This window comes from Janthinobacterium sp. GW822-FHT07A03 (genome assembly GCF_058798815.1).
Genome location: NZ_JBXAKW010000004.1, coordinates 123,307 through 143,877, shown reverse-complemented (window position 1 = coordinate 143,877; position 20,571 = coordinate 123,307). Strand labels below are relative to the sequence as shown.

19 protein-coding genes are annotated in these 20,571 nt (G+C 63.2%); 13 read left to right on the top strand and 6 right to left on the bottom strand.

Translation table 11 applies throughout. The annotated features are described in order from the left end of the window. Nucleotides 1–70: 70 nt before the first annotated feature. A complete protein-coding gene (locus AC1RJW_RS12900) occupies nt 71–1,633 on the top strand; it encodes a CYTH and CHAD domain-containing protein (protein WP_493045275.1) in 1,563 nt (520 codons plus the stop codon). A 52-nt stretch (nt 1,634–1,685) separates the two neighbouring features. On the opposite strand, the gene kdoO is transcribed toward AC1RJW_RS12900, so the two are convergent. From kdoO to AC1RJW_RS12880, 4 genes are all read right to left on the bottom strand, one after another. Then, on the bottom strand, nt 1,686–2,561 hold the full coding sequence (gene kdoO, locus AC1RJW_RS12895) for a Kdo hydroxylase KdoO (protein WP_493045274.1): 876 nt from the start codon (nt 2,559–2,561) through the stop codon (nt 1,686–1,688). A 79-nt stretch (nt 2,562–2,640) separates the two neighbouring features. Then, entirely contained in the window at nt 2,641–3,000 is a 360-nt protein-coding gene (locus AC1RJW_RS12890; protein WP_493045273.1) for a lysozyme inhibitor LprI family protein, read from the bottom strand. A 240-nt stretch (nt 3,001–3,240) separates the two neighbouring features. Then, entirely contained in the window at nt 3,241–3,819 is a 579-nt protein-coding gene (locus AC1RJW_RS12885) for a superoxide dismutase (RefSeq protein ID WP_076567501.1), read from the bottom strand. Nucleotides 3,820–4,030: 211 nt separating this feature from the next. Continuing rightward, on the bottom strand, nt 4,031–5,050 hold the full coding sequence (locus AC1RJW_RS12880; RefSeq protein WP_493045272.1) for a LacI family DNA-binding transcriptional regulator: 1,020 nt from the start codon (nt 5,048–5,050) through the stop codon (nt 4,031–4,033). Between the two features lie 415 nt (nt 5,051–5,465). Here AC1RJW_RS12880 and AC1RJW_RS12875 point away from each other — a divergent pair, with 415 nt between their 5' ends. The 6 genes from AC1RJW_RS12875 to AC1RJW_RS12850 all read left to right on the top strand — a co-directional run bounded on the left by AC1RJW_RS12875 (nt 5,466) and on the right by AC1RJW_RS12850 (nt 13,612). Continuing rightward, the gene (locus AC1RJW_RS12875; protein WP_493045271.1) at nt 5,466–6,758 is read left to right on the top strand and encodes an extracellular solute-binding protein; all 1,293 of its coding nucleotides are present in this window, start codon (nt 5,466–5,468) and stop codon (nt 6,756–6,758) included. A gap of 43 nt (nt 6,759–6,801) precedes the next feature. Next, nucleotides 6,802–7,797, top strand: coding sequence for a carbohydrate ABC transporter permease (locus AC1RJW_RS12870; RefSeq protein ID WP_493045270.1), 996 nt, complete (start codon nt 6,802–6,804; stop codon nt 7,795–7,797). Beyond that, nucleotides 7,794–8,612 carry a carbohydrate ABC transporter permease gene (locus AC1RJW_RS12865; RefSeq protein WP_493045269.1) on the top strand — a complete coding sequence of 273 codons (819 nt, stop codon included), beginning with the start codon at nt 7,794–7,796 and terminating at the stop codon, nt 8,610–8,612. Before AC1RJW_RS12870 ends, AC1RJW_RS12865 begins: the two co-directional genes overlap by 4 nt. Nucleotides 8,613–8,644: 32 nt before the next feature. After that, nucleotides 8,645–10,012, top strand: a complete 1,368-nt coding sequence (locus tag AC1RJW_RS12860) for a GH1 family beta-glucosidase (RefSeq protein WP_493045268.1) — start codon at nt 8,645–8,647, stop codon at nt 10,010–10,012. Nucleotide 10,013: 1 nt separating this feature from the next. Continuing rightward, entirely contained in the window at nt 10,014–11,054 is a 1,041-nt protein-coding gene (locus AC1RJW_RS12855) for an ABC transporter ATP-binding protein (RefSeq protein WP_493045267.1), read from the top strand. A 107-nt stretch (nt 11,055–11,161) separates the two neighbouring features. Further along, on the top strand, nt 11,162–13,612 hold the full coding sequence (locus tag AC1RJW_RS12850) for a TonB-dependent receptor (protein WP_493045266.1): 2,451 nt from the start codon (nt 11,162–11,164) through the stop codon (nt 13,610–13,612). A 95-nt stretch (nt 13,613–13,707) separates the two neighbouring features. On the opposite strand, the gene xseA is transcribed toward AC1RJW_RS12850, so the two are convergent. After that, nucleotides 13,708–15,069 carry an exodeoxyribonuclease VII large subunit gene (gene xseA, locus AC1RJW_RS12845; protein WP_493045265.1) on the bottom strand — a complete coding sequence of 454 codons (1,362 nt, stop codon included), beginning with the start codon at nt 15,067–15,069 and terminating at the stop codon, nt 13,708–13,710. Between the two features lie 316 nt (nt 15,070–15,385). Continuing rightward, nucleotides 15,386–15,517 carry a hypothetical protein gene (locus tag AC1RJW_RS12840; RefSeq protein ID WP_493045264.1) on the bottom strand — a complete coding sequence of 44 codons (132 nt, stop codon included), beginning with the start codon at nt 15,515–15,517 and terminating at the stop codon, nt 15,386–15,388. A gap of 880 nt (nt 15,518–16,397) precedes the next feature. On the opposite strand from AC1RJW_RS12840, the gene AC1RJW_RS12835 reads away from it, so the two are divergent. The 6 genes from AC1RJW_RS12835 (at nt 16,398) to adk (ending at nt 20,507) form a co-directional block, all read left to right on the top strand. Continuing rightward, a complete protein-coding gene (locus AC1RJW_RS12835) occupies nt 16,398–17,003 on the top strand; it encodes a MotA/TolQ/ExbB proton channel family protein (RefSeq protein WP_070224614.1) in 606 nt (201 codons plus the stop codon). Further along, entirely contained in the window at nt 17,000–17,443 is a 444-nt protein-coding gene (locus tag AC1RJW_RS12830; protein WP_493045262.1) for an ExbD/TolR family protein, read from the top strand. The genes AC1RJW_RS12835 and AC1RJW_RS12830 overlap by 4 nt, the downstream gene beginning before the upstream one ends. 113 nt (nt 17,444–17,556) lie before the next feature. Then, nucleotides 17,557–18,612, top strand: a complete 1,056-nt coding sequence (gene lpxK / locus AC1RJW_RS12825; RefSeq protein ID WP_493045261.1) for a tetraacyldisaccharide 4'-kinase — start codon at nt 17,557–17,559, stop codon at nt 18,610–18,612. Further along, the gene (locus AC1RJW_RS12820; RefSeq protein ID WP_010395789.1) at nt 18,593–18,769 is read left to right on the top strand and encodes a Trm112 family protein; all 177 of its coding nucleotides are present in this window, start codon (nt 18,593–18,595) and stop codon (nt 18,767–18,769) included. The genes lpxK and AC1RJW_RS12820 overlap by 20 nt, the downstream gene beginning before the upstream one ends. Before the next feature lie 2 nt (nt 18,770–18,771). Next, entirely contained in the window at nt 18,772–19,530 is a 759-nt protein-coding gene (kdsB, locus tag AC1RJW_RS12815; protein ID WP_493045260.1) for a 3-deoxy-manno-octulosonate cytidylyltransferase, read from the top strand. 320 nt (nt 19,531–19,850) lie between these two features. Further along, complete coding sequence (adk, locus tag AC1RJW_RS12810; RefSeq protein ID WP_034782090.1) at nt 19,851–20,507, top strand: adenylate kinase; 657 nt, start codon at nt 19,851–19,853, stop codon at nt 20,505–20,507. The last annotated feature ends 64 nt before the right edge of the window (nt 20,508–20,571 follow it).

Genomic DNA, 20,571 nt, shown 5'->3' with positions numbered 1-20,571 from the left:
CGTGCGTGATCCTTGCGCGCGGCCGGACGCGCCTTACAATGGGCGTTGAGGAATCTCGCAAGGAGCGGTCATGGAAATCGAATTGAAATTGCTGCTGGCGCCGGAGGACGCGTCCCGCCTGCGCGCCCACCCGCTGCTGGCGCAGACTGCGCAAGCAGAGGTGCAGCTGCTGCAGATGCACGATATCTATGTCGATACGCCCGATTTGCAGTTGTGCCGCCACCATGCGGGCTTGCGCGTGCGCCAGGTGGACGGGCACTGGGTACAGACCCTGAAGGCGGGCGGCACCGTCAACGGCGGCTTGCACAGCCGCCACGAATGGGAGGGCGACGTGCCGGGGCCGCAGCCGGATCTCGCCGCGCTCGATTCGGCCATCGGCCGCAAGCAGCCCGTCCGCGCGCTGCTGCGCCAGGACGCCGTCCGCGACGCCTTGCAGCCCGTGTTTACCACGCGCATCGAGCGCACCGTCTGGCAGTTGCGCACGCCGCAGGGCGACCAGATCGAATGCGTGCTGGACCAGGGTGTCATTGAAAGCGGCGCGGACGGGGCCGCGCGCAGCGTGCCCGTCAGCGAGGTCGAACTGGAATTGAAGCAGGGGCAAGCGGCCAGCCTGTTCGACGTGGCGCTGGCCCTGCTGCAGGACGTGCCGCTGCAGCTGGGCCACATGAGCAAGGCGGAACGCGGTTACCGGCTGGCGGCGTCGCAGCCTCTGCGGGCCGTCAAGGCGCAACCGCTGGCGCTGGACGCGGCGATGTCGGTGGAGCAAGTGTTCCTGGCCATCGTCAACAATTGCCTGGAACAGGTCAGCGGCAACCAGGATGGCGTGGCGGCGGGCGAGGATGTGGAAAGCGTGCACCAGATGCGCGTGGGACTGCGCCGTTTGCGCTCTGCGCTGGGCATGTTCAAGACCTTGCTGGCCTTGCCTGACGCCTTGAAGGCCGAACTCGACTGGCTGGGCGGCGCGCTGGGCGAGGCGCGCGACTGGGATGTGTTGGCTGGCAATACTCTGGCGCAGCTCGATGGCGAGGCGCAGGCCGATGCGGCGGCGCTGGCCGAGGCGGCGCACGCGCAGGCGCGGCTCAAGCACGTACAAGCCGCCCAGGCCGTCACCTCGGCGCGCTACACGGCCTGCATGCTGGGCTTGCAGCGCTGGCTGCAGGCGCGCGCCTGGCGCGACGGTTGCTCCATGCGCCAATTGCGGCGCCTGGACGCGCGCGTGTTCCCGTTCGCCCGCGCTACCCTGCGCAAGGACCAGCGCCGCCTGATGAAGCGCGGCAAGCGCCTGCTGCATGCCACGCCGCAGCAGCGCCATCAAGTGCGCATCGCGGCCAAGAAGACGCGCTATGCGACGGAATTCTTTGCCTCGCTGTTTGCCGCGCGCGCCGTGAAACCGTATGTGGGGCGGCTGTCGGCGCTGCAGGATGAACTGGGCTGGCTCAACGATGTGCAGGTGGCCGACCGGCTGCTGCAGCAATTGCCCGATGCCCAGGCTGACGTGCCCGCCCAGGACGGCTTGCGGCTGCACGCGGCCTTCATCCGTGGCTACTTGGCGGCGCGCGCGCAGGCGCAGGGCGCCGATGGCCGCATGCACAAGGCCTGGCGGCGCTTCAAGGCGGCCCGCTTGCCGGCCTGAGCCTAAGTCTGAGCCTGAGCCTGAGCCAGCGGCATGGCCAGACCAAATCAGGCTAGGCCAGCGGACGTTGCAACTGGCGCTCGAGGATGGCCAGCGGCGACTTGTGCGGCGCGGCCATGGCGGGCACGGGCAGCAGCCAGGTTTGTTCCAGCGCATGCTGTCCCCGCAGGGCCGCGTGCGATACGGCGTCGCTGAAGACGATCCACGTCTGGCCCGGCGCGAATGCGTGGGTGTGCTGCTCCACCCGCGCCTGGTAATCGAGATCGGCCTTCATGGCGTCGTGCAGCTGCAGCATGTAGTGATCGTAGGCCGTGCGCCGCGACTTTGTGATGCGCAGCCATTGCAGCAGCGCCGCCAGCACGGGCTGCGGACGCTTCGCGACGGGTAGAAAACGCTGCGCCACCTGCTCGAATGGCGGGCCCAGTTTCCACACGCGGGGCGCGTCGCGCGGATGGATGTTGGTGAAGACGCGCAGGATGCGCCGGCCCTGCGTGGGCGAGGCGGGAAAGCTGTCGACATGCAGGCGCGTATCGTCCTTGCGCCAGGAGGTGATGCGCCCGGCGATTTCCACCGGGCGAAAGCTGCCCTTGCCTTGCTGCAGATGGGGAGCATAGCCGGGCAGCAAGCCGGCCAGCAAGCGCTGCGTGTGCCGCGCGTAGCGCCGCATCAGCGCGGCCAGCAGGGCCGCATCGCAGGCATCGCCCTGGCCGCGCACGCCGCGCGCCGGTTCCCAGCTGATGTTCTTTGTGCTGCTGGCGCTACCCACAGCGCCGTCGAGCAGCGCATGCTCTTCCTGTTGCAGGGTGAAACCCAGGCGGGGCAGCAGCACGACCTGCCCATCTTCGAGCGCCTGCAGCGCCACCGCCTGCTGCGCGGCGCTGCCGCTGGCGTCCCAGTCGTGCAGGGGAATGTCGATGAGTTTGCTCATGGCAAAAACGGGGAAGACATCGGAGCGGCCAGTATGGGCGCTTGCCGCCCGCTTCCGTTTGCGCTGGCGCAGAGTTACATCACAGTTTGCTGTTCTGGCAGCCGGCGCTGACGCATTCGCGCACGCGGTCCTGCAGGAATTGCGCGCGCTCGATGGTGGTCTTGGTGGCGCAGTCGAGGTTGACATAGAAGCCCGACGATTCGCGTTTGGAGCAGGTGTCGTTGCGGTTGGCTATCCACGCCAGCTGGCCTGATTTCAGTTTTTGTTTGCCGCCGGCATCGAGCTTGGCGGCGAGTGTCTTGTAGCTGGCGTTGAGTTCCTTGTCAGCTTCCTGGTACACCTTGTTGAGGCAATACAGGCCGTCGAAGTCATTGCGCGGCGTGTCGCAGGCGGAATTGGCGAAGGCGGAGCCGGAGGCAAGGACGAGCAGGGCAAGCATGAATTTTTTCATTGTTTTCTTTCAGCAAGTAGGAGAGGGCAGGGCGCATGGAGGAACGAAGCTCTTGCGCATCTTATAACACTCCTGCTGTGGCACCGGTTCGGTTGACGGGAGGCAGCGAGCATGCGCTTTCCGTAGGGACATAAAAAAAGCCCGCGCTCGCAAGCACAGGCTTTTTTTCAAGACGGGTTACTGCGGCGCAGGCCGCGGGCGCGTCCGTTTTACGTTGTCAGGAACCGCTTACGCGAAGTTCTTGGCAACGAAGTCCCAGTTGACCAGGCCCCAGAACGTTTCCACGTACTTGGCGCGCAGGTTGCGGTAGTCGATGTAGTAGGCGTGTTCCCAGACGTCGCAGGTCAGCAGCGGCTTGTCGCCGGTGGTCAGCGGGCAGCCGGCGTTCGAGGTGTTGACGATGTCGACGGAACCGTCGGCTTTTTGCACCAGCCAGGTCCAGCCCGAACCGAAGTTGCCCACGCACGATTTGGTGAATTCTTCCTTGAACTTGTCGAACGACGACCATTTGGCGTTGATCGCGTCAGCCACGGCACCCGTAGGTGCGCCGCCGCCGGCCGGCTTCATGCCGTTCCAGTAGAAGGTGTGGTTCCATACTTGCGCCGCATTGTTGAAGATGCCGCCCGACGATTTCTTGATGATGTCTTCCAGCGACAGGTTCTCGAACTCGGTACCCTTGATCAGGTTGTTCAAGTTGGTGACATACGCCTGGTGATGCTTGGCATAGTGGTATTCCAGGGTTTCTTTCGAAATATGCGGCGCCAGAGCGTCCATTTCATACGGCAGTGGTGGCAGAGTATGTTCCATGTGATGTCCCTTTGTGGTGAGTATTCGGAGTCTACCGGCCTGCGGCCGGAGGGTTGAGCCAAGCTTGCTTGAAGCAGGCATTCTTGCTGAACGAGCCACTATTGTAAAGCGGATGCGCCATTGCTGCAGATTCCGGCACGCGTTGCGGATGCCGCTGGCGTAGTGATTCTCGTTCAGCCTGAATCGGGTGCCGTGTTCCCCGCCGCGGGCGCTATCTGATGCGCCGCGTGGTTTCCCTGACAATCAGTTCCAGCGGTGGAATGGCTGCCTGCACGGCTTCGCCATTGATCAGGCCCAGCAGCGCTTCGGTGGCGATGCGGCCGATGTCGTACAGGGGCTGGTGGATGGTCGTCAGGGGCGGCGTCGTGTAGGACGAGCCGGGCAAGTCATCGAAGCCCACCAGCGAAATATCGTCGGGCACGCGGATGCCCTTGCGGTACAGGCACAGGCGCACGCCATAGGCGGACAGGTCATTCGCGGCAAAGACGGCGCTGAATTGCTGCTGCGTATCAAACAAGTGGTTCATGGCCAGCATCCCGCTGGCCTCGTGGAAATCGCCCTCCACCATCAGTTTCGGGTCGATGGCGATATCCGCTTCGCGCAGCGCGCGCTGGTAGCCCGTCAGGCGCTCGGCCGCATCCGTGTTGTTGGCGGGGCCGGCGACAAACGCGATGCGCCGGTGGCCCAGTTCGATCAAGTGGCGCACGGCCAGGTAGGCGCCGTATTCGTTGTCGAGCTTGAAGCCGATGGCGCTTTTCGTGGCCAGCAGGCGGCCCGTCGAGACGATGGGCCGCTGCTGCGAGAAATCGAGCACGCTCTCGTCCGAGATGCGCCCCGACAGCAGGATGATGCCGTCGACCTTTCTCGCCAGCAGCAAACGGATGCGGTCCGCCTCTTCCTGCGCATTCCAGTGCCCGCTGACGATGACGGACGCATAGCCCGTGTCCTTCAGCCCGTCGTCCACGCCGCGCAGGCTTTCGTCGAAGAAGGGGCTGGAAATATCCTGCACCACGATGCCGATGGTCATCGAGCGCCCCTTTTTCAGCCCCTGCGCCATCTGGTTCGGTGCGAATTTCATGTGCGCGATGGCCGCCAGCACGGCGTCGCGCTTGTCGTCGGACACCCTGGCCGTGCCGTTCAGGATGCGCGACACGGTGCTGGGCGACACGCCGGCCTGGCGGGCGACGTCGAGCAGGGTGGAAGGGGGAGCAGCGTGGGCGCTATCGTTCAAGGCGGTTCCTGGATATCAAGATGGCTGGTCGTCAGTGCTCTGAAAACCTTTTCATCGAAAGATTACCATAAATGGCCGCGGGGGCTGTAGGTCGGGGTAGGTCGGGTTAGCCCGCAGGGCGTAACCCGACATATTGTTGGCCGTGCACGTCGGATTACGCGTTGAAACGCCTCGGCGGCCCCGCTAATCCGACCCACGCTTGAAAACGTTTTCACAAAAAACAACGGCGGCTCAAATGACGAATTTTTGCGCTTTTTCATAGGAGAACACGCGCCACGGCGTGCAGCTTGCCACACCACCGTCAATAAAAATGACAACTTTTTCGGTTGACTTGATTTTCTTTGCGGTGTTAAATGGACACATGTTGTGAAAACGTTTTCAAGATAGAAGACGCTCAATAATCGGAGATGAAATAATGAAGTCAAGCATCCTTGGCGCCGCCCCCCTGGCCGCGCTGACCCTGGCCGCCAGCGTGGCCGCCGCGCCCGCCGCCGTCCCCGCGGTCGCGTCGCCTGTGCCGGCGCTGGCCCCCGCTACGATCACCGTCGCTTCGTTTCCCGACCTGGACCGCGCCGTCAAGACGGCCTTGCCCCTGTGGGAAAAGCTGTACCCGCAAGTGAAGGTCAAGCTGGTCAGCCTGCAGATCGACGACCACCATAACTCGATGACGACGGCACTGGCGGCCGGCGCGCGCCTGCCCGACGTAATGGCCATCGATTTCCGCTATGTCGGCAGCTTCGCCGAATCGAAGGGCATGGAAGACTTGCTGCAGCCGCCATACGGGGCAGGGCAGTACCGCGCCCAGTTCGTGCCGTTCACCTTCGTGCAGGCCACCAGTTCGCGCGGCACGCTGGGCGCCATGCCGGCCGACCTGGGACCGGGTACTTTGTTCTACCGCAAGGACCTGATGGACAAGGCGGGCATCAAGGAAGCCGACTTGACGGCTTCATGGGAGTCCTACATCGCCGCCGGCAAGAAGCTCAAGGCCGCCACCGGCACCTATCTGCTGGCCGGCGCCAGCGACCTGGCCGACATCGTTATCCGCGCCAATCTGAAGGATGGCGAAGGCATTTACTTTGGCGACAAGGGGCAGGTGCTGGTCGACTCGTCCCGCTTCGTCAAGGCCTTCGAGCTGGCCAAGGCGGCCAGGATCGCTGGCATCGACGCGCGCGCCGTGGCCTGGACGGGCGAGTGGGCCGAAGGTTTTAAACGCGACAAGGTGGCCAGCCAGATGATGGGTTCCTGGCTCAGCGGCCACCTGGCGAAATGGCTGGCGCCCGATTCGAAGGGCCAGTGGCGCGCGGCCAACCTGCCGGCCGGTGCGCTGGCGTCGTACGGCGGCTCCTTCTACGGCATCCCGAAAAAGGCGGCGAATAAAACCCAGGCCTGGGAATTCATCAAGTTCATGACCGTCAACAAGGATATCCAGCTGCACTCGCTGAAAGAGATCGGCGCCTTCCCGGCCCTGAAAGCGGCATATGCGGACCCGATGATGGACGAGCCGCAAGCGTACTTCGGCGGCCAGAAGACGCGCCTGCTGGCACGCGACACGGCGGCGAAGATTCCCGTCATCCGCGTCGACAAGTTCGACGCCGTGGCGCGCGACATCGTCAATATGGAACTGGAAAGCGTGCTGGCGCAAAACAAGGATATCAAGACGGCGCTGGCCGACGCCAAGGCCCTGATCACCCACCGCGCGCGGCGCTAGGAAGCAGCATGACTCTTGATATTGATCAAACGGGGAGCCGGCCATGAGCGTACCTTCCGCATCGCTGGCGCAAGGCGCGCCCGTCTCGGCGCGGCCGGCACGAAAGCGCTTCAACATGAAAAAATGGGCGCCGTATATTTTCATCAGCCCCTTCTTCATCCTGTTCGCCGTCTTCAGCCTGTTCCCGCTGCTGTTTTCCATCTATTTGTCGTTCAACCAGTGGGAAGCGGCCAGCGGCGTGGAAGCCATGCAGTGGGTGGGCCTGGACAACTACAAATATGCCTTGAGCGACCCGTGGTTTTTGCGCTCGCTGGGCAATACCGCCTGGCTGGCGCTGGCCTCGGGCGTGCCGCAGCACCTGGTGGCCATTCCGCTGGCAGCGTTCATCCACAACAGCTTCAAGCGCTCGCGCAACCTGGTGATCGGCATTTACTTTTTACCATTCATCACCTCCAGCGTGGCCATCGCCATGGTCTTCAACACCCTGTTCTCGCGCGACTATGGCCAGATCAATGTGCTGCTCCAATGGTGCGCCAGCCTGCCGCTGGTGGGAAGCCTGTTCCCGTCGGAGTCCATCGACTGGCTGGGCAGCTCGCTGTTCATCAAGCCGGCCGTCGCCTTCGTGATTTTCTGGCGCTACCTGGGCTGGAACCTGGTGCTGTACCTGTCCGCGCTGCAGGTGATACCGAAGGATCTATACGAGGCGGCCACCATCGACGGCGCCTCGACACGCCAGCAATTCTGGTACATCACCCTGCCGCAGCTGCGCCCCATGATCTACCTGGCCGTGACCCTCACCATCATGGGCAACCTGCAGCTGTTCGAGGAGCCGTTTGTGCTGGTGGCCGAATCGAGCGGCGTGAGCCAGTCGGTGATGACGACGGCCATCTTCGTCTACAAGACGGCGTTTTCCTCGGGCGACTTCGGCACGGCGTCGGCCATTTCCTGGCTGCTGTTCCTCATCATCGCCAGCACCACCTGGGTCAACAACCGCATCTTCGGCCGCAATGAACGTCAAGAACGCAAGGAGGCACGATGAAAACCACGCGCTGGACGGCCTATGCCATGGTGGCCATCGGCGCCCTGATCATGGTCGCGCCGTTCTACTTCATGTTCGTCTTCGCCACGCACACGAGCGCCGAGATCTACAGCCTGCCGCCGCCGCGCTGGTTCGGCACGGCCCTGCTGAACAACCTGGAACTGCTGCAGGAGCGCCTGCCGTTCTGGCGCAATATCGGCATCAGCCTGTACGTGGCGCTGATGACGACGGCGCTGACCCTGTTCTTTTGCTCGCTGGGCGGCTATGCGTTCGCCACGTACGAATTTCGCTTCAAGCGGCCCCTGTTCACCCTGGTGATGGCGTCGATGATCATCCCGTCGTTCATGAACATGATTCCCACCTTCATGCTGATGGATTTCCTCGGATGGCTGGACCAGCCGCGCGCCCTGTACGTGCCGGGAGCGGCCGGCGCGCTGGGGATTTTCCTGATGCGCCAGTACATCGGCACGGCCATCCCGAAGGACCTGATCGAGGCGGCGCGCATCGACGGCTGCGGCGAATTCGCCATCTACTGGAGAGTCGTGCTGCCGCTGATCGGCCCCGCCATGGGCACCCTGGGCCTGATCACCTTCATCAACTCGTGGAACAATTTCATCACGCCGCTGGTGGTCATGCGCTCGGTCGAGAACTACACGATCCCGCTGGCCCTGCGCAGCATGCAGGCGCCGAACAACACGGAGTGGGGCGCGCTGATGACGGGCGCCGCCATCGCCGTGCTGCCGCTGCTGCTGATGTTTTTTGTCGCCTCCAAGCGTTTAATTGAAGGCTTGACCCAGGGCGCCGTCAAAGGCTGATCCACACATTTATCTCAACCCCTCACACTGACATGACCACCATGCATAACGACGACATCGACACCAACTTCCCCGCCACGTTCACCTGGGGCGTGGCCACCAGCGCCTACCAGATCGAGGGCGCCGCCGCCATCGACGGCCGCGGCCCGTCCATCTGGGATACCTTCAGCCACACGGACGGCAAGATCATCGACGGCAGCAATGGCGACGTGGCTTGCGACCACTATCACCGCTACGCCGGGGACGTGGAGCTGATCGCCAGCCTGGGCGTAAACGCCTACCGCTTTTCCATGTCCTGGTCGCGCGTGCAGCCGACGGGTTCGGGCGCCTGGAACGAGGCCGGCTTTGATTTTTACTCCCGCCTGCTCGACGCGCTGGCCGCCAAGGGCCTCGACGCGCATCTGACCCTGTACCACTGGGACTTGCCGCAAGCCTTGCAGGACGAGGGCGGCTGGCTCAATCGCGCCACCTGCTATCACTTCGCCGCCTATGCGGCCGAGGTGGCGCGCCGCTTCGGCCACAGGGTCGCCAGCATCGCCACCCATAACGAGCCGTGGTGCACGGCCGTGTTGGGCCACGGCACGGGCCAGTTCGCGCCCGGCATGGCCGACCCGGCCGCCGCCGTGCAAGTGTCGCACCACCTGCTGCTGTCGCACGGCCTGGCCATGCAGGCGATGCGCACGGTGAACGCGCCCGCGAAACTGGGCATCGTGCTCAATCAATGGACGGCCACGCCGGCCACCGACAGCGCCCAGGACCGCGAACTGGCCGAACTCGAATATGCGCGCTCGGTGCAGTGGTATATGGACGCCATCTTCAAGGGCCGCTACCCGGCGCTGGCCCTGAAACACGCCGACGCTTCTGCTTTGGCCATCTTTGAAAACGATTTCATAGATATCAAACAGCCTATCGATTTCCTCGGCGTGAACTACTACACGCGCGCTTACATGAGCGCCGAGACGCCGCCGCGCAAGCCCGAATGCAAGCTCGGTGTCAACGACATGGGCTGGGAAACCTATCCGCAAGGTTTGACGGAACTGCTCGTGGGCCTGCACCGTGAATACCGGCTGCCGCCCGTCTACATCACGGAAAACGGCATGGCCGTGGCCGACAAGCCTGTCGGCGGCAAGATCCATGACGCGGCGCGCATCGAGTATGTGCGGCTGCACCTGGACGCCTTGCGCGCCGTGATCGCGCAGGGCATCGACGTGCGCGGGTATTTCTACTGGAGCCTGATGGACAACTTCGAGTGGAACTCCGGCTACGCCAAGCGCTTCGGCATGCTGTACGTCGACTACGCCACGCAGCAGCGCAGCTTCAAGGACAGCGCCCTGTGGTACCGCGACTTCATCGCCGCGCAGCGCGCGTCCCACGCTGCCGCCCTGGCCGGGGAGCACTGACATGGCCGCCATTTCCCTGCGCGGCATCCGCAAGACCTACGGCGACGGCCCGGAAATCGTCAAGGGCCTGGACCTCGATATCCATGACGGCGAATTCATGGTCTTCGTGGGACCGTCCGGTTGCGGTAAATCAACCCTGCTGCGCATGATCGCGGGACTGGAAGACATCAGCGCGGGCCAGTTGCGCATCGGCGACCTGCTGGCCAACGACGTGGCGCCGGCCGAGCGGGGCATCGCCATGGTCTTCCAGAGCTACGCCCTGTATCCGCACATGACGGCGCGCGACAACATGGGCTTTGCCCTCAAATTGGCCGGCAAGGGGGACGCCGAGGTGCGCGCCGCCGTCGGCAAGGTGGCCGAGATTTTGCAGATCACGCACCTGCTCGACCGCAAACCCAAGGCCTTGTCCGGCGGCGAGCGCCAGCGTGTGGCCATCGGCCGCTCCATCGTGCGCCAGCCCAAGGTGTTTTTATTTGACGAGCCGCTGTCGAACCTCGACGCCTCGCTGCGCGTGCAGACGCGCATCGAGCTGGCCAAGCTGCACCAGGAACTGGGCACGACGATGATCTACGTCACCCACGACCAGGTCGAGGCCATGACCCTGGGTGACAGGGTCGCCGTTTTCCACGGCGGCCATCTGGAGCAGGTGGGGGCGCCGTTGGCCCTGTACCGCCATCCGGCCAGCCAGTTCGTGGCCGGTTTCATCGGCGCCTTGCGCATGAACTTTTTGCCGTGCGCCGCCGTCCCGGCCCTGGCCAGCCAGCTTGGGGGCGAGGCGGGCATGCAGGTCGGCATACGTCCCGAACACCTGCGCCTGGTGCCGCGCAATGAAGGCTACGGGGCCACGGTCACCCTGATCGAGCAGCTGGGCGATGCGCAGATCATCCACGCGACGCTTGAAGATAGCCCGCATGCGGTGGCCATCAAGCTGCACGGCGAGGCGCGCCACGCGCTGGCGCAGGGCAGCGCCATCGGCTTCGCGCCGGAAGAAGGCCATGCCTTTCTGTTCGACACGGCCGGGCGCGCCGTGGCCACCCATTGACCCCGCACGGAGGCGACATGACTTCAGATTGATACCCAAAAAATGTGCAGCAGTAGCCAAAGAGCTATGTGATCATCATTCAACCAGCGGTACAGGAGACAACAACAATGCAACAGCTCAAACGCAATACCATCGCCCTCAGCCTGGCGCATGCGACCTTCGCCCAGTTCATCCTGCTGGGCAGTGGCGCCGCCATGGCCCAGCAGGCTGCAGCCACGGACGCGGCAAAACCAGCAGCCGAACAGATGGACCGCATCGTCGTCACGGCCACGCGCCGCAATACCTTCGTGCAGGAGACGCCGCTGGCCGTCACCGCCTTCAACCAGGACACCCTGCAAAACAACCAGGTCAAGGATCTGGCGTCGCTGGCCACGATGGTGCCCAGTCTCGTCGTCGAGCAGCATGGCGACTCGGGCGGCGTGCACGTCTACATGCGCGGCGTCGGTTCGGCCAACCACACGGAGCTGGGCGACCCGGCCGTCGCCTTCTATGTCGACGGCGTGTATTCGCCGCGTCCCCAGGGCGCCACGGCGCTGATGTACGACCTGTCCCATGTCGAGGTGGCGCGCGGACCGCAGGGCACGCTGAACGGCCGCAATTCGACGGCCGGCGCCGTCAACCTCGTCTCCGCCGCGCCGAGCACGGCCAAGTTCATGGGCTCGGCCGGCATCACCGTGGGCGACTACCGCCACCTGCAGACGCAAGGCATGCTCAATATCCCGCTCTCCGACGACGTGGCGCTGCGCATCGCCGCCATCAAGGATAGCCATGACGGCACGGTGGACTTCCGCCGCGGCTCGAACGTCATGCCGGGCACGGCCAAGTATGGCGCCGGCGACCAGATGGGCGTGCGCGCCTCGCTGCTGTGGAAGTTCACGCCGCAGCTGCGCGGCACCTTCATCGCCGACTACTTCCTCGACCAGGGCGCCGGCAACGTTTACCTGGCGGCCGAACCCAAGCCGGGCGAGAAGCTGCGCTCGGCCCTGATCGACACGCCGGGCACGCTGGACCAGTCGATTTTGACCTACAAGGGCAAGCTCAATTACAAGCCGACGGATGCGCTGGACTTCACGTACCTGGGCAGCTGGAGCCGCTACAAGCGCCAGAACAGCAATGATGCCGATGCGGGCCTGTTCCCCGGCTTCAAGTCGGAAAACCGCACCGACTGGGCGCAGTTCGACAGCTATTCGCACGAGCTGCAGGCGCGTTCGGACGACGATGCGCCGTTCCAGTGGGTGGCCGGCCTGTTTCTGTTCAATGAAAAGAACAAGGTGCGCTTCGATATCGACCGCAGCCAGATTTCGCAGGCGGCCGTGCAGCAGGATATCGCCAACGGCGCCGTGATTTTCGTGCAGCCCACCGTGGGCCAGTATGCCTCGTCCATGTCCTTCATCCAGGGCGACCGCCAGCTCAAATCGAAAGCCGTGTTCGGCCAGGTCAGCCAGCAGCTGACGGACCAGATCAAGCTGACGGCCGGCGCGCGCTACACGAAAGACCATAAATTCGACATCGGCGGCCAGAACTGGGCTTGCCCGAACTGGCCCGCGAACACGCCGCTGGGCACCACCGTGCTGACCGCCGACCAGCTGCGCCAGCTGGTTACGCCGGGCACGGGCCTGGCCAACACGCACAATATCGGCCCCGGCGGCGCCATCACGGCGGCCGCCTGCGGCAATACGCCGGGCGACAATACGGCCGACCTGAAATACGGCCAGGCCACCTGGCTGGGCCGCATCGAATACAAGCTGCGCCCGGACATTCTGCTGTTCGGCTCCGTGACGACGGGCTTCCACTCGCCGGCCATCGGCGACGGCGGCGCCACCACCAAGCCGGAAAAGCTGACCAGCTATGAAATCGGCTTCAAGTCGGACTTGCTGAACCGCGAACTGACATTGAACCTCGATGCCTTCCTGATGAAGTACAAGGACAAGCTCGAATCGCAGGTGGTCAACAGCGTGCTGGCCAACTTCAACGCGGCCGGCGCCACCGTCAAGGGCCTGGAAGCGGAATGGGTGTGGCGGCCAACGAAGGTCGACCGCCTGACGGGCAACGCCACCTGGCTCAAAGCCGTGTATGACGACTTCATGTCGTGCGACGTCGATGCGGCGCGCGCGAATGGCCAGTCCTGCGGCTCGACGGCGCCACTGGTGAACGTGGGCGGCAGCACCATGAAGCATGCGCCGAAGTTTTCCACGACCGTCCAGTACGAGCATGATTTCACGGTCGCCGGCGGCCAGCTGACGCCGCGCGCTTCGGTGCACTATGAAACCATGTCGTACGTGGGCGCGGGTGCGTTCAACGGCGACGTGCCGGGCCATGCGGGCGTCAAGCGCCAAGAAGCCTACACGACCCTGGACCTGAGCCTGCGCTTCCAGCCGGCGAACAAGGCGTACACGGTGGAAGCGTTCGTGCAGAACGCCACTGACAAGGCGGTCAAGCTGGACGTCAATGAAATCTGCACGGACGTGGGCATGCCGTGCCAGCCGACGCAGCAGATCTACGGCGCCTTCTACAACGCGCCGCGCACGTTTGGCGCGCGCGTGTCGATGAAGTTTTAAATGGGGTAGTGTGAAAGAGCAGTTGCAGTCGCAGTCCACTCAGTAGGGGAAGGTGTTGGGCCGGGGAGCTTCCCCGGCCTTTTTTATGCCAGCGCTTATTCCAGAGTCGCCTGCACGCTGGCGATGCCGATTTGCGCGCTGCCTTCGGCCAGGCGCACGTTGACGTTCTGGCGCGCCTGCAGCTGCGCCGGCGAGCGCACGATGGCGCCTTTTTCGTCGCGCAGGATGGCATAGCCGCGTTCCAGGGTGCGCTGCGGATTCAACAGTTCCAGCTGCGCCGCCAGGCCGTCGAGGCGGTGGCGCCGCTGGCTGAGCAGCTGCGCCATGGCCGCGCCGCCGCGCCGCTGCGCTTCCAGCAGGCGGGCGCGCGGCGCCGTGACGTCGGGCCGCAAGGCGGCCCAGCGGCTGCGCAGGCGTTCCAGTGCATATTGCGACTGGTTCACGGGCGCGCGCGCCGCATGCGTCATGGCCGTGGACAGGGCCAGCAGCTGCAGGCGCTGCTGCTGCAGCTGCGCTTTCGGGTTGAGCAGGCGGCGGCTGTGGCGGTCCAGGGTCTGCGCCGCGTCGTCCAGGCTGCGGCGCATGGCGCGGCGCAGGTCGGCCGCATCGGCGCGCAGCGAAGCCATCCAGTCGGCGCGCGGCGTGGCCGCCAGTTCGGCAGCTGCCGTCGGCGTGGCCGCGCGCAGGTCGGCCGCGAAGTCGGCGATGGTGAAATCCGTCTCGTGGCCCACGCCGCTGATCACGGGCATGGAACAATCGGCGATCGCATGCGCCACGGCTTCATCGTTGAACGACCATAAATCCTCGATGCTGCCGCCGCCACGGCACACCAGCAGCACGTCGCACTCGGCCCTGGCTGATGCCGTGCGGATCGCGTGCGCGATTTTTTCCGGCGCCTGCTGGCCCTGCACGGGCGTGGGATACAGGATGATGGACACGTGCGGCGCGCGGCGCTTGAGCGCGATCAGCACGTCGCGCAGGGCCGCCGCCTGCGGGCTGGTGACGATGCCGATGCTGCGCGCGAACATGGGGATGGCGCGCTTGCGTTCCTGGTCGAACAGGCCTTGCGCGGCCAGCTTTTCCTTCAGACGCTGGAACGCTTCGTACAGGGCGCCCACGCCGGCGCGGCGGATGGCTTCCACGTTGATCTGGTAATCGCCGCGCGCGCCGTACAGGGTGACGAGGGCGCGCACTTCGACCTTGTCGCCTTCGCGCGGCGTAAAGCCGGCGTACTGGGCGCGGCCGCGGAACATCACGGCGCGCACCTGGGCGCCATCGTCCTTCAAGGTGAAATACCAGTGGCCGGAAGCGGCGCGCGTGAAGTTGGAAATCTCGCCGGCGATCCAGGTCAGGGGAAACGAGCGCTCGAGCAGGCGCGCGACGGCCTGGTTCAGGGCGCTGACGGTCAGCACGGGCGGGGCGGCAAAGCCGCTGTCAGTCGGGGTGTCTGTCATCATAAAGCTGGGAGCGGGAAGGGAACTGTCCACATATTATCGGCGAGGTCATGCTTATGTCATATATCGTGCAAAACAACAAGATCTATTTCTAAGTAATTGATTTCATGAAGAATTCCCGTATGCCTGATTTGCGTGCACAGGGAAAAAATCCTTTAATATCAAGCACATCAGTGCAGCCCCTGCCACTTACGCACAAAGTTATCCACAGAAAGTGTGCGGAACTTTTTGCCTTGGACAAACGTGGCCGTGCAGACCTCTTTATACCAATAAAAGTGCCTTGCTACATTTTTGCGCACGGAAATAAAGTGCATAGGAATCAAGCGCTTAGTATGCCATGCATGGCCTTGCGCACAATCTTATCCACAAAAAATGTGCAGAACTCTCGCGCAGCGCCGGATTTATCCACCGGAATGTCCATGGCATGGCTTGCCTGAATTTTGCGCAGCATGAAAATATCCTTATAGATCAAGGATCTAGCGTTCGAGCGTGCGCCTTGCTCACAATCTTATCCACAGAATATGTGCAAAACCGCATAAACCGTTTCGTCTTTTCTCCGGGTTTTCCACGACGCGAGCAGGCGCTTGTGCTGCCTTATTTTTCAGCATTGAAAAAAACTCCTTTAAAATCAATGCTCTTGCATGGAGTCAATCGGCTTGCTCACAATCTTATCCACACTTTATGTGTGGAACTGCCCTCGCCATGGAAAACTGCCTTTTTGCAGTGAAATCTGACGCTGAAAAGCGTGCTTTCCAGTCCTTGCTACATTTTTATGCACTGCAATAAAAACGATATAAATCAATGTACTTAGCGCTTATCTTTGCGCTTGCGCACAATCTTGTCCACAGATTGTGTGCAGAACTTTGAGGGTCCATCTGCCGCCGATTGCGCATGGTCTGCCACTTTTTTACTCATTGAATTAATTTCATTTTAAATCAATGACTTAATTGAATTCCACGGCTTTGCGCACAATCTTGTCCACAGTAAATGTGCAGAACTCTCCAAGTATTAATTTATTGACATTGACTACTGCCGATAAGCTGCTATGCCTGTATTTTGCGCAGCACGATAATTTCCATGTGAATCAAGGACTTGCATGCTGGACTTCATGCTTGCTCACAATCTTATCCACACAAAGTGTGCAAAACTGTGCGCTGGAGTACCGGCCCGCCGCGCGGTGTGGATAAGGGCAGATGCAGGCGCCACTTGCCGCCGGCGCGGCAACGCGCTACATTGCGCCATTCCTGCGCGGACGTATCATCGGTCTTCGGCGCTCGGTACAATACAGGCTGTCCGGGCGGTCATCGCCTTCCCTTTACCAGGAGTTTCTTTTGCTCGCTATATTTCAAGCCGCTGGCTGGCCCATCTGGCTGTTGTTGATCGCTTCCATCGTCGCCCTGGCCCTGATCATCGAGCGCCTGCTGTATTTGCGACGCGCCAAGATCCTGCCCCGCAAGCTGTTCGATGAAGTAGTGCAGGTATATCGCAGCGGCAAGATCACGCCGGACACGGTGGCCAAGCTGGAAGACAATTCGCCGCTGGGCGTGGTGCTGGCCGCCGCCTTGCGCAATGTCGACGCGCCGCGCGAAGTGATGAAGGAATCGATCGAGGAGGCCGGCAGCGGCGTGGCCCACACGCTGGAACGTTTCCTGACGACCCTGGGCACCATCGCCACCCTGGCCCCGCTGATGGGGCTGTTTGGCACGGTGGTGGGCATGATCGAAATCTTCGGCTCGCAAAACGCCAGCGGCTCGAATCCCGCCCAGCTGGCCCACGGTATCTCGGTCGCCCTGTACAACACGGGCTTTGGCCTGGCCATCGCCATGCCGACCCTGGTCTTCTACCGCCATTTCCGCGCCCTCGTCGACAGCTTCGTCATTGACATGGAGCAGCAAGCGGTCAAGTTCGTCGACATCGTCCACAGTGGCCGCAAATGAACTTCCGCAAAGGCAAGGGGCGTGAAGACCCCGAAATCAACCTGATCCCGTTCATCGACGTGCTGCTGGTGATCCTGATCTTCCTGATGGTCAGCACCACCTACAGCAAGTTTACGGAGCTGCAGATCACCTTGCCGACGGCCGACGCCGAGCAGGCCAAGGACAAGCCGCAGCAGATCGACGTTACCGTTGATGCCAAGGGTAATTACACGGTCAACCGCGAACCCGTCTCGTTCCGCGACGTGGCCGGCCTGGCCGAGGCCCTGCAGAACGCGGCGAAAGCAGCCAATGGCGGCAAGGCGCCCGCGCAGACGCCCGTGGTGGTGGTCAACGCCGACCAGTTCGCCATGCACCAGATGGTCATCCACGTGATGGAAGCGGCGCGCCTGGCCGGCTATGAAAAGCTGACGTTCGCGGCGCAGGCGGGCGGCAGCAAGTAGGTCGGCTTAGCCGGAACGGCGTAAGCCGACACAAGCCGCAGCCGAGCATGTCGGATTACGCTGCGCCTGGCGGCGCGGCTAATCCGACCTACACCATTTTTACGTCTTCCTTCATGCCCACATCCTCCCCCGCCAAGCTTGAAACCACATTCACCCGCGCATGGCTGACGCGCGGTCCGCTGGCGTGCGCGCTGTGGCCCGTCTCCCTGCTGTTTGGCGCCCTGAGCGCCATCCGGCGCGGCCTGTATCGCGCCAACATCATCAAATCCGAGCGCCTGCCCGTGCCTGTCGTCGTCGTCGGCAATATTTTTATCGGCGGCACGGGCAAGACGCCGCTGACGATCTGGCTGGTGCAAGCCTTGCGCGACGCGGGCATGCGCCCGGGCGTGATTTCGCGCGGCCATGGCAGCGCCGACCGGCTGCCGCGCGCCGTCACCGCCACTTCCACGCCGCAGCAGGTGGGCGATGAGCCGCTGCTGATCTTCCAGCGCGGCGGCTGCCCCGTGATGGTGGGGCGCGACCGCGCGCAAGCGGGCAGGGCGCTGCTGGCGGCGCATCCGGACGTCGACGTGCTGGTGACGGACGATGGCTTGCAGCATTACGCCTTGCGGCGCGACGTGGAAATCGTGCTGTTCGACGGCCGCGGCGCGGGCAATGGCTGGCTGCTGCCGGCCGGCCCGCTGCGCGAATCGCCGCGCCGCCGGCGCGATGTGACGGTGATCAATGCGCCCGAGCTGGCGCCGGCGCTGGTGGACAAGGTCGCGCCCAAGGGCGGCCTGGTGGTGCAGATGCGGCTCGATGGCGGGGTCGCTGAGCGCTTGACGGAGCGCAGCGAGCGCATGGCGCTTGAAACCTTGGCGGCCAGCGGCCAGCGCATCGTGGCGGCGGCCGGCATCGGCAACCCCCGGCGTTTCTTTGCCATGCTGCGCGGGGCCGGATTGGACTTCACGGAACTGCCCTTGCCCGATCATCACGACTTTCTCGACCAGCCATTTGCCGCCCTCGACACGGATGTGATCTTGATCACCGAGAAGGATGCAGTAAAATGTGCGCAAATTGAATATCTCAAAGATGACCCGAGACTGTGGGTCGTCCCCGTCAGTGCGCGCATCGATAGCGTGCTGGCCCAACAAATTGTGGAGAAATGTCGTGGACGCTCGACTGCTTGATATCCTGGTCTGCCCTGTTTGCAAGGGTCCGCTTGAACACGATAAGAAGGCGCAGGAACTGATTTGCCGCGCCGACCGCCTTGCCTATCCTATCCGCGATGGCATCCCCATCATGTGGGCGGACGAAGCGCGCACCCTGCAAGACGCAGTGGAATAACGATGGCGTTCATCGTCATCATCCCGGCCCGCCTGGCTTCGACGCGCCTGCCGGGCAAGCCGCTGGCCGACCTGGGCGGCAAGCCCATGGTGGTGCGCGTGGCCGAGCAAGCGCTGCTCTCGGGCGCCGCGCGCGTCATCGTCGCCACCGACCATGACTCCATCCGCGATGCCTGCGCGGCGCATGGCGTGGAAGTGTGCATGACGCGCAGCGACCATCCGTCGGGCACGGACCGCATCGCCGAAGTGGCGCGCACGCTCGCTTTGCCGCCGGACGCCGTCGTCGTCAATCTGCAGGGCGACGAACCGCTGATCGATCCGGCCCTGCTGGCCGCCTGCGCGGCGCAGATCAGCGCCGCCGTCCCCATGGCCACGTGCGCCCATCCGCTGCACGACGTGGCCGACGCCTTCAATCCGAATGTCGTCAAGGTGGTGCTGGACAAGGCAAACCGCGCCTTGTATTTTTCGCGCGCCACCATCCCCTGGCACCGCGACGGCTTCGCCCAGTCCCGCGAAAACCTGCCGCAAGGCTACGTGCCGCTGCGCCATATCGGCCTGTATGCGTACAGCAATGCATTTTTGCAAACGTATCCCACGCTCTCCGCTTCGCCTCTGGAAGCGATCGAGGCGCTGGAGCAGCTGCGCGTGCTGTGGCACGGCTATGCCATCGCCGTGCATGTCACGGACTCGGCCCCGGCCGCGGGCGTGGACACGCCGGAAGATCTGGAGCGCGTGCAGGCGCACTATCGCCACGCCACCTGAGAAAACGTCCAGGGCTGCGTTGCCCCGCCTTGCCGTACATTCGTACTGTCAGCGGCGGGGCGCCTTGCCTTGAACGTTTTTCAGGCGCCGTGCGCGCGCGAGAAAAACTTTATGCGGGGCCTGCCACAAAAAACCACATTTTGAAACACCTGCTTCGCTAATTGCTGGCTTTGATCAATCAGGGCATAGCAATTCGACAGCAAACTGGCGTTCCGGGGATTTTTTGTGGTAAGTTTCGTAGGGAAAGATAGCCATAGCAACATCATCTAAAAATAATTACACATACCACCATCCAAAATCTGTTTTTTAGGAACTTTTCAATGCGTCTGATACTTTTAGGAGCACCCGGTGCCGGCAAGGGCACCCAAGCTAACTTCATCAAAGAAAAATACAACATTCCACAAATCTCCACGGGCGACATGCTGCGCGCGGCGATCAAGGAAGGCACCGAACTGGGCCTGGCAGCGAAAAAGGTCATGGATGCGGGCGGCCTCGTGTCGGACGACATCATGATCGGCCTGGTCAAGAACCGCCTGCAGGAAGCCGATTGCGCCAATGGCTACCTGTTCGACGGCTTCCCGCGCACCATCGCGCAAGCGGACGCCATGAAGGATGCCGGCATCAATGTCGACTACGTGCTGGAAATCGACGTGCCTGACGCGTCCATCATCGAGCGCATGGACGGCCGCCGCAGCCACCCGGGTTCGGGCCGCGTCTACCACGTCAAATTCAATCCGCCCAAGGTCGACGGCATCGACGACATCACGGGCGAGCCGCTGATCCAGCGCGACGACGACAAGGCGGAAACGGTCAAGAAGCGCCTGGATGTGTACCACAACCAGACCAAGGTCTTGCTCGGTTACTACAATGACTGGGCCAAATCCGGCCTGCCAGGCGCGCCGAAATACCGCCGCATCGCCGGCGTCGGTCCGGTCGAGCAAATCCGCGACAGCGCATTTGCCGCCCTGGCGGAATAAGCAGTATTGAAAAGCGGACCTGAGTGTCCGCTTTTTTTGTGTCCGCGCTTCAGGCGGGCGCCGT

Excerpts from the sequence above, each read along its gene's own strand:
- AC1RJW_RS12900 (WP_493045275.1), top strand. The coding sequence starts at position 71 with ATGGAAATCGAATTGAAATTGCTGCTGGCGCCGGAGGACGCGTCCCGC.
- kdoO (WP_493045274.1), bottom strand. The coding sequence starts at position 2,561 with ATGAGCAAACTCATCGACATTCCCCTGCACGACTGGGACGCCAGCGGC.
- AC1RJW_RS12890 (WP_493045273.1), bottom strand. The coding sequence starts at position 3,000 with ATGCTTGCCCTGCTCGTCCTTGCCTCCGGCTCCGCCTTCGCCAATTCC.
- AC1RJW_RS12885 (WP_076567501.1), bottom strand. The coding sequence starts at position 3,819 with ATGGAACATACTCTGCCACCACTGCCGTATGAAATGGACGCTCTGGCG.
- AC1RJW_RS12875 (WP_493045271.1), top strand. The coding sequence starts at position 5,466 with ATGAAGTCAAGCATCCTTGGCGCCGCCCCCCTGGCCGCGCTGACCCTG.
- AC1RJW_RS12870 (WP_493045270.1), top strand. The coding sequence starts at position 6,802 with ATGAGCGTACCTTCCGCATCGCTGGCGCAAGGCGCGCCCGTCTCGGCG.
- AC1RJW_RS12865 (WP_493045269.1), top strand. The coding sequence starts at position 7,794 with ATGAAAACCACGCGCTGGACGGCCTATGCCATGGTGGCCATCGGCGCC.
- AC1RJW_RS12860 (WP_493045268.1), top strand. The coding sequence starts at position 8,645 with ATGACCACCATGCATAACGACGACATCGACACCAACTTCCCCGCCACG.
- AC1RJW_RS12855 (WP_493045267.1), top strand. The coding sequence starts at position 10,014 with ATGGCCGCCATTTCCCTGCGCGGCATCCGCAAGACCTACGGCGACGGC.
- AC1RJW_RS12850 (WP_493045266.1), top strand. The coding sequence starts at position 11,162 with ATGCAACAGCTCAAACGCAATACCATCGCCCTCAGCCTGGCGCATGCG.
- xseA (WP_493045265.1), bottom strand. The coding sequence starts at position 15,069 with ATGATGACAGACACCCCGACTGACAGCGGCTTTGCCGCCCCGCCCGTG.
- AC1RJW_RS12840 (WP_493045264.1), bottom strand. The coding sequence starts at position 15,517 with ATGCTGCGCAAAATTCAGGCAAGCCATGCCATGGACATTCCGGTGGAT.
- AC1RJW_RS12830 (WP_493045262.1), top strand. The coding sequence starts at position 17,000 with ATGAACTTCCGCAAAGGCAAGGGGCGTGAAGACCCCGAAATCAACCTG.
- lpxK (WP_493045261.1), top strand. The coding sequence starts at position 17,557 with ATGCCCACATCCTCCCCCGCCAAGCTTGAAACCACATTCACCCGCGCA.
- kdsB (WP_493045260.1), top strand. The coding sequence starts at position 18,772 with ATGGCGTTCATCGTCATCATCCCGGCCCGCCTGGCTTCGACGCGCCTG.
- adk (WP_034782090.1), top strand. The coding sequence starts at position 19,851 with ATGCGTCTGATACTTTTAGGAGCACCCGGTGCCGGCAAGGGCACCCAA.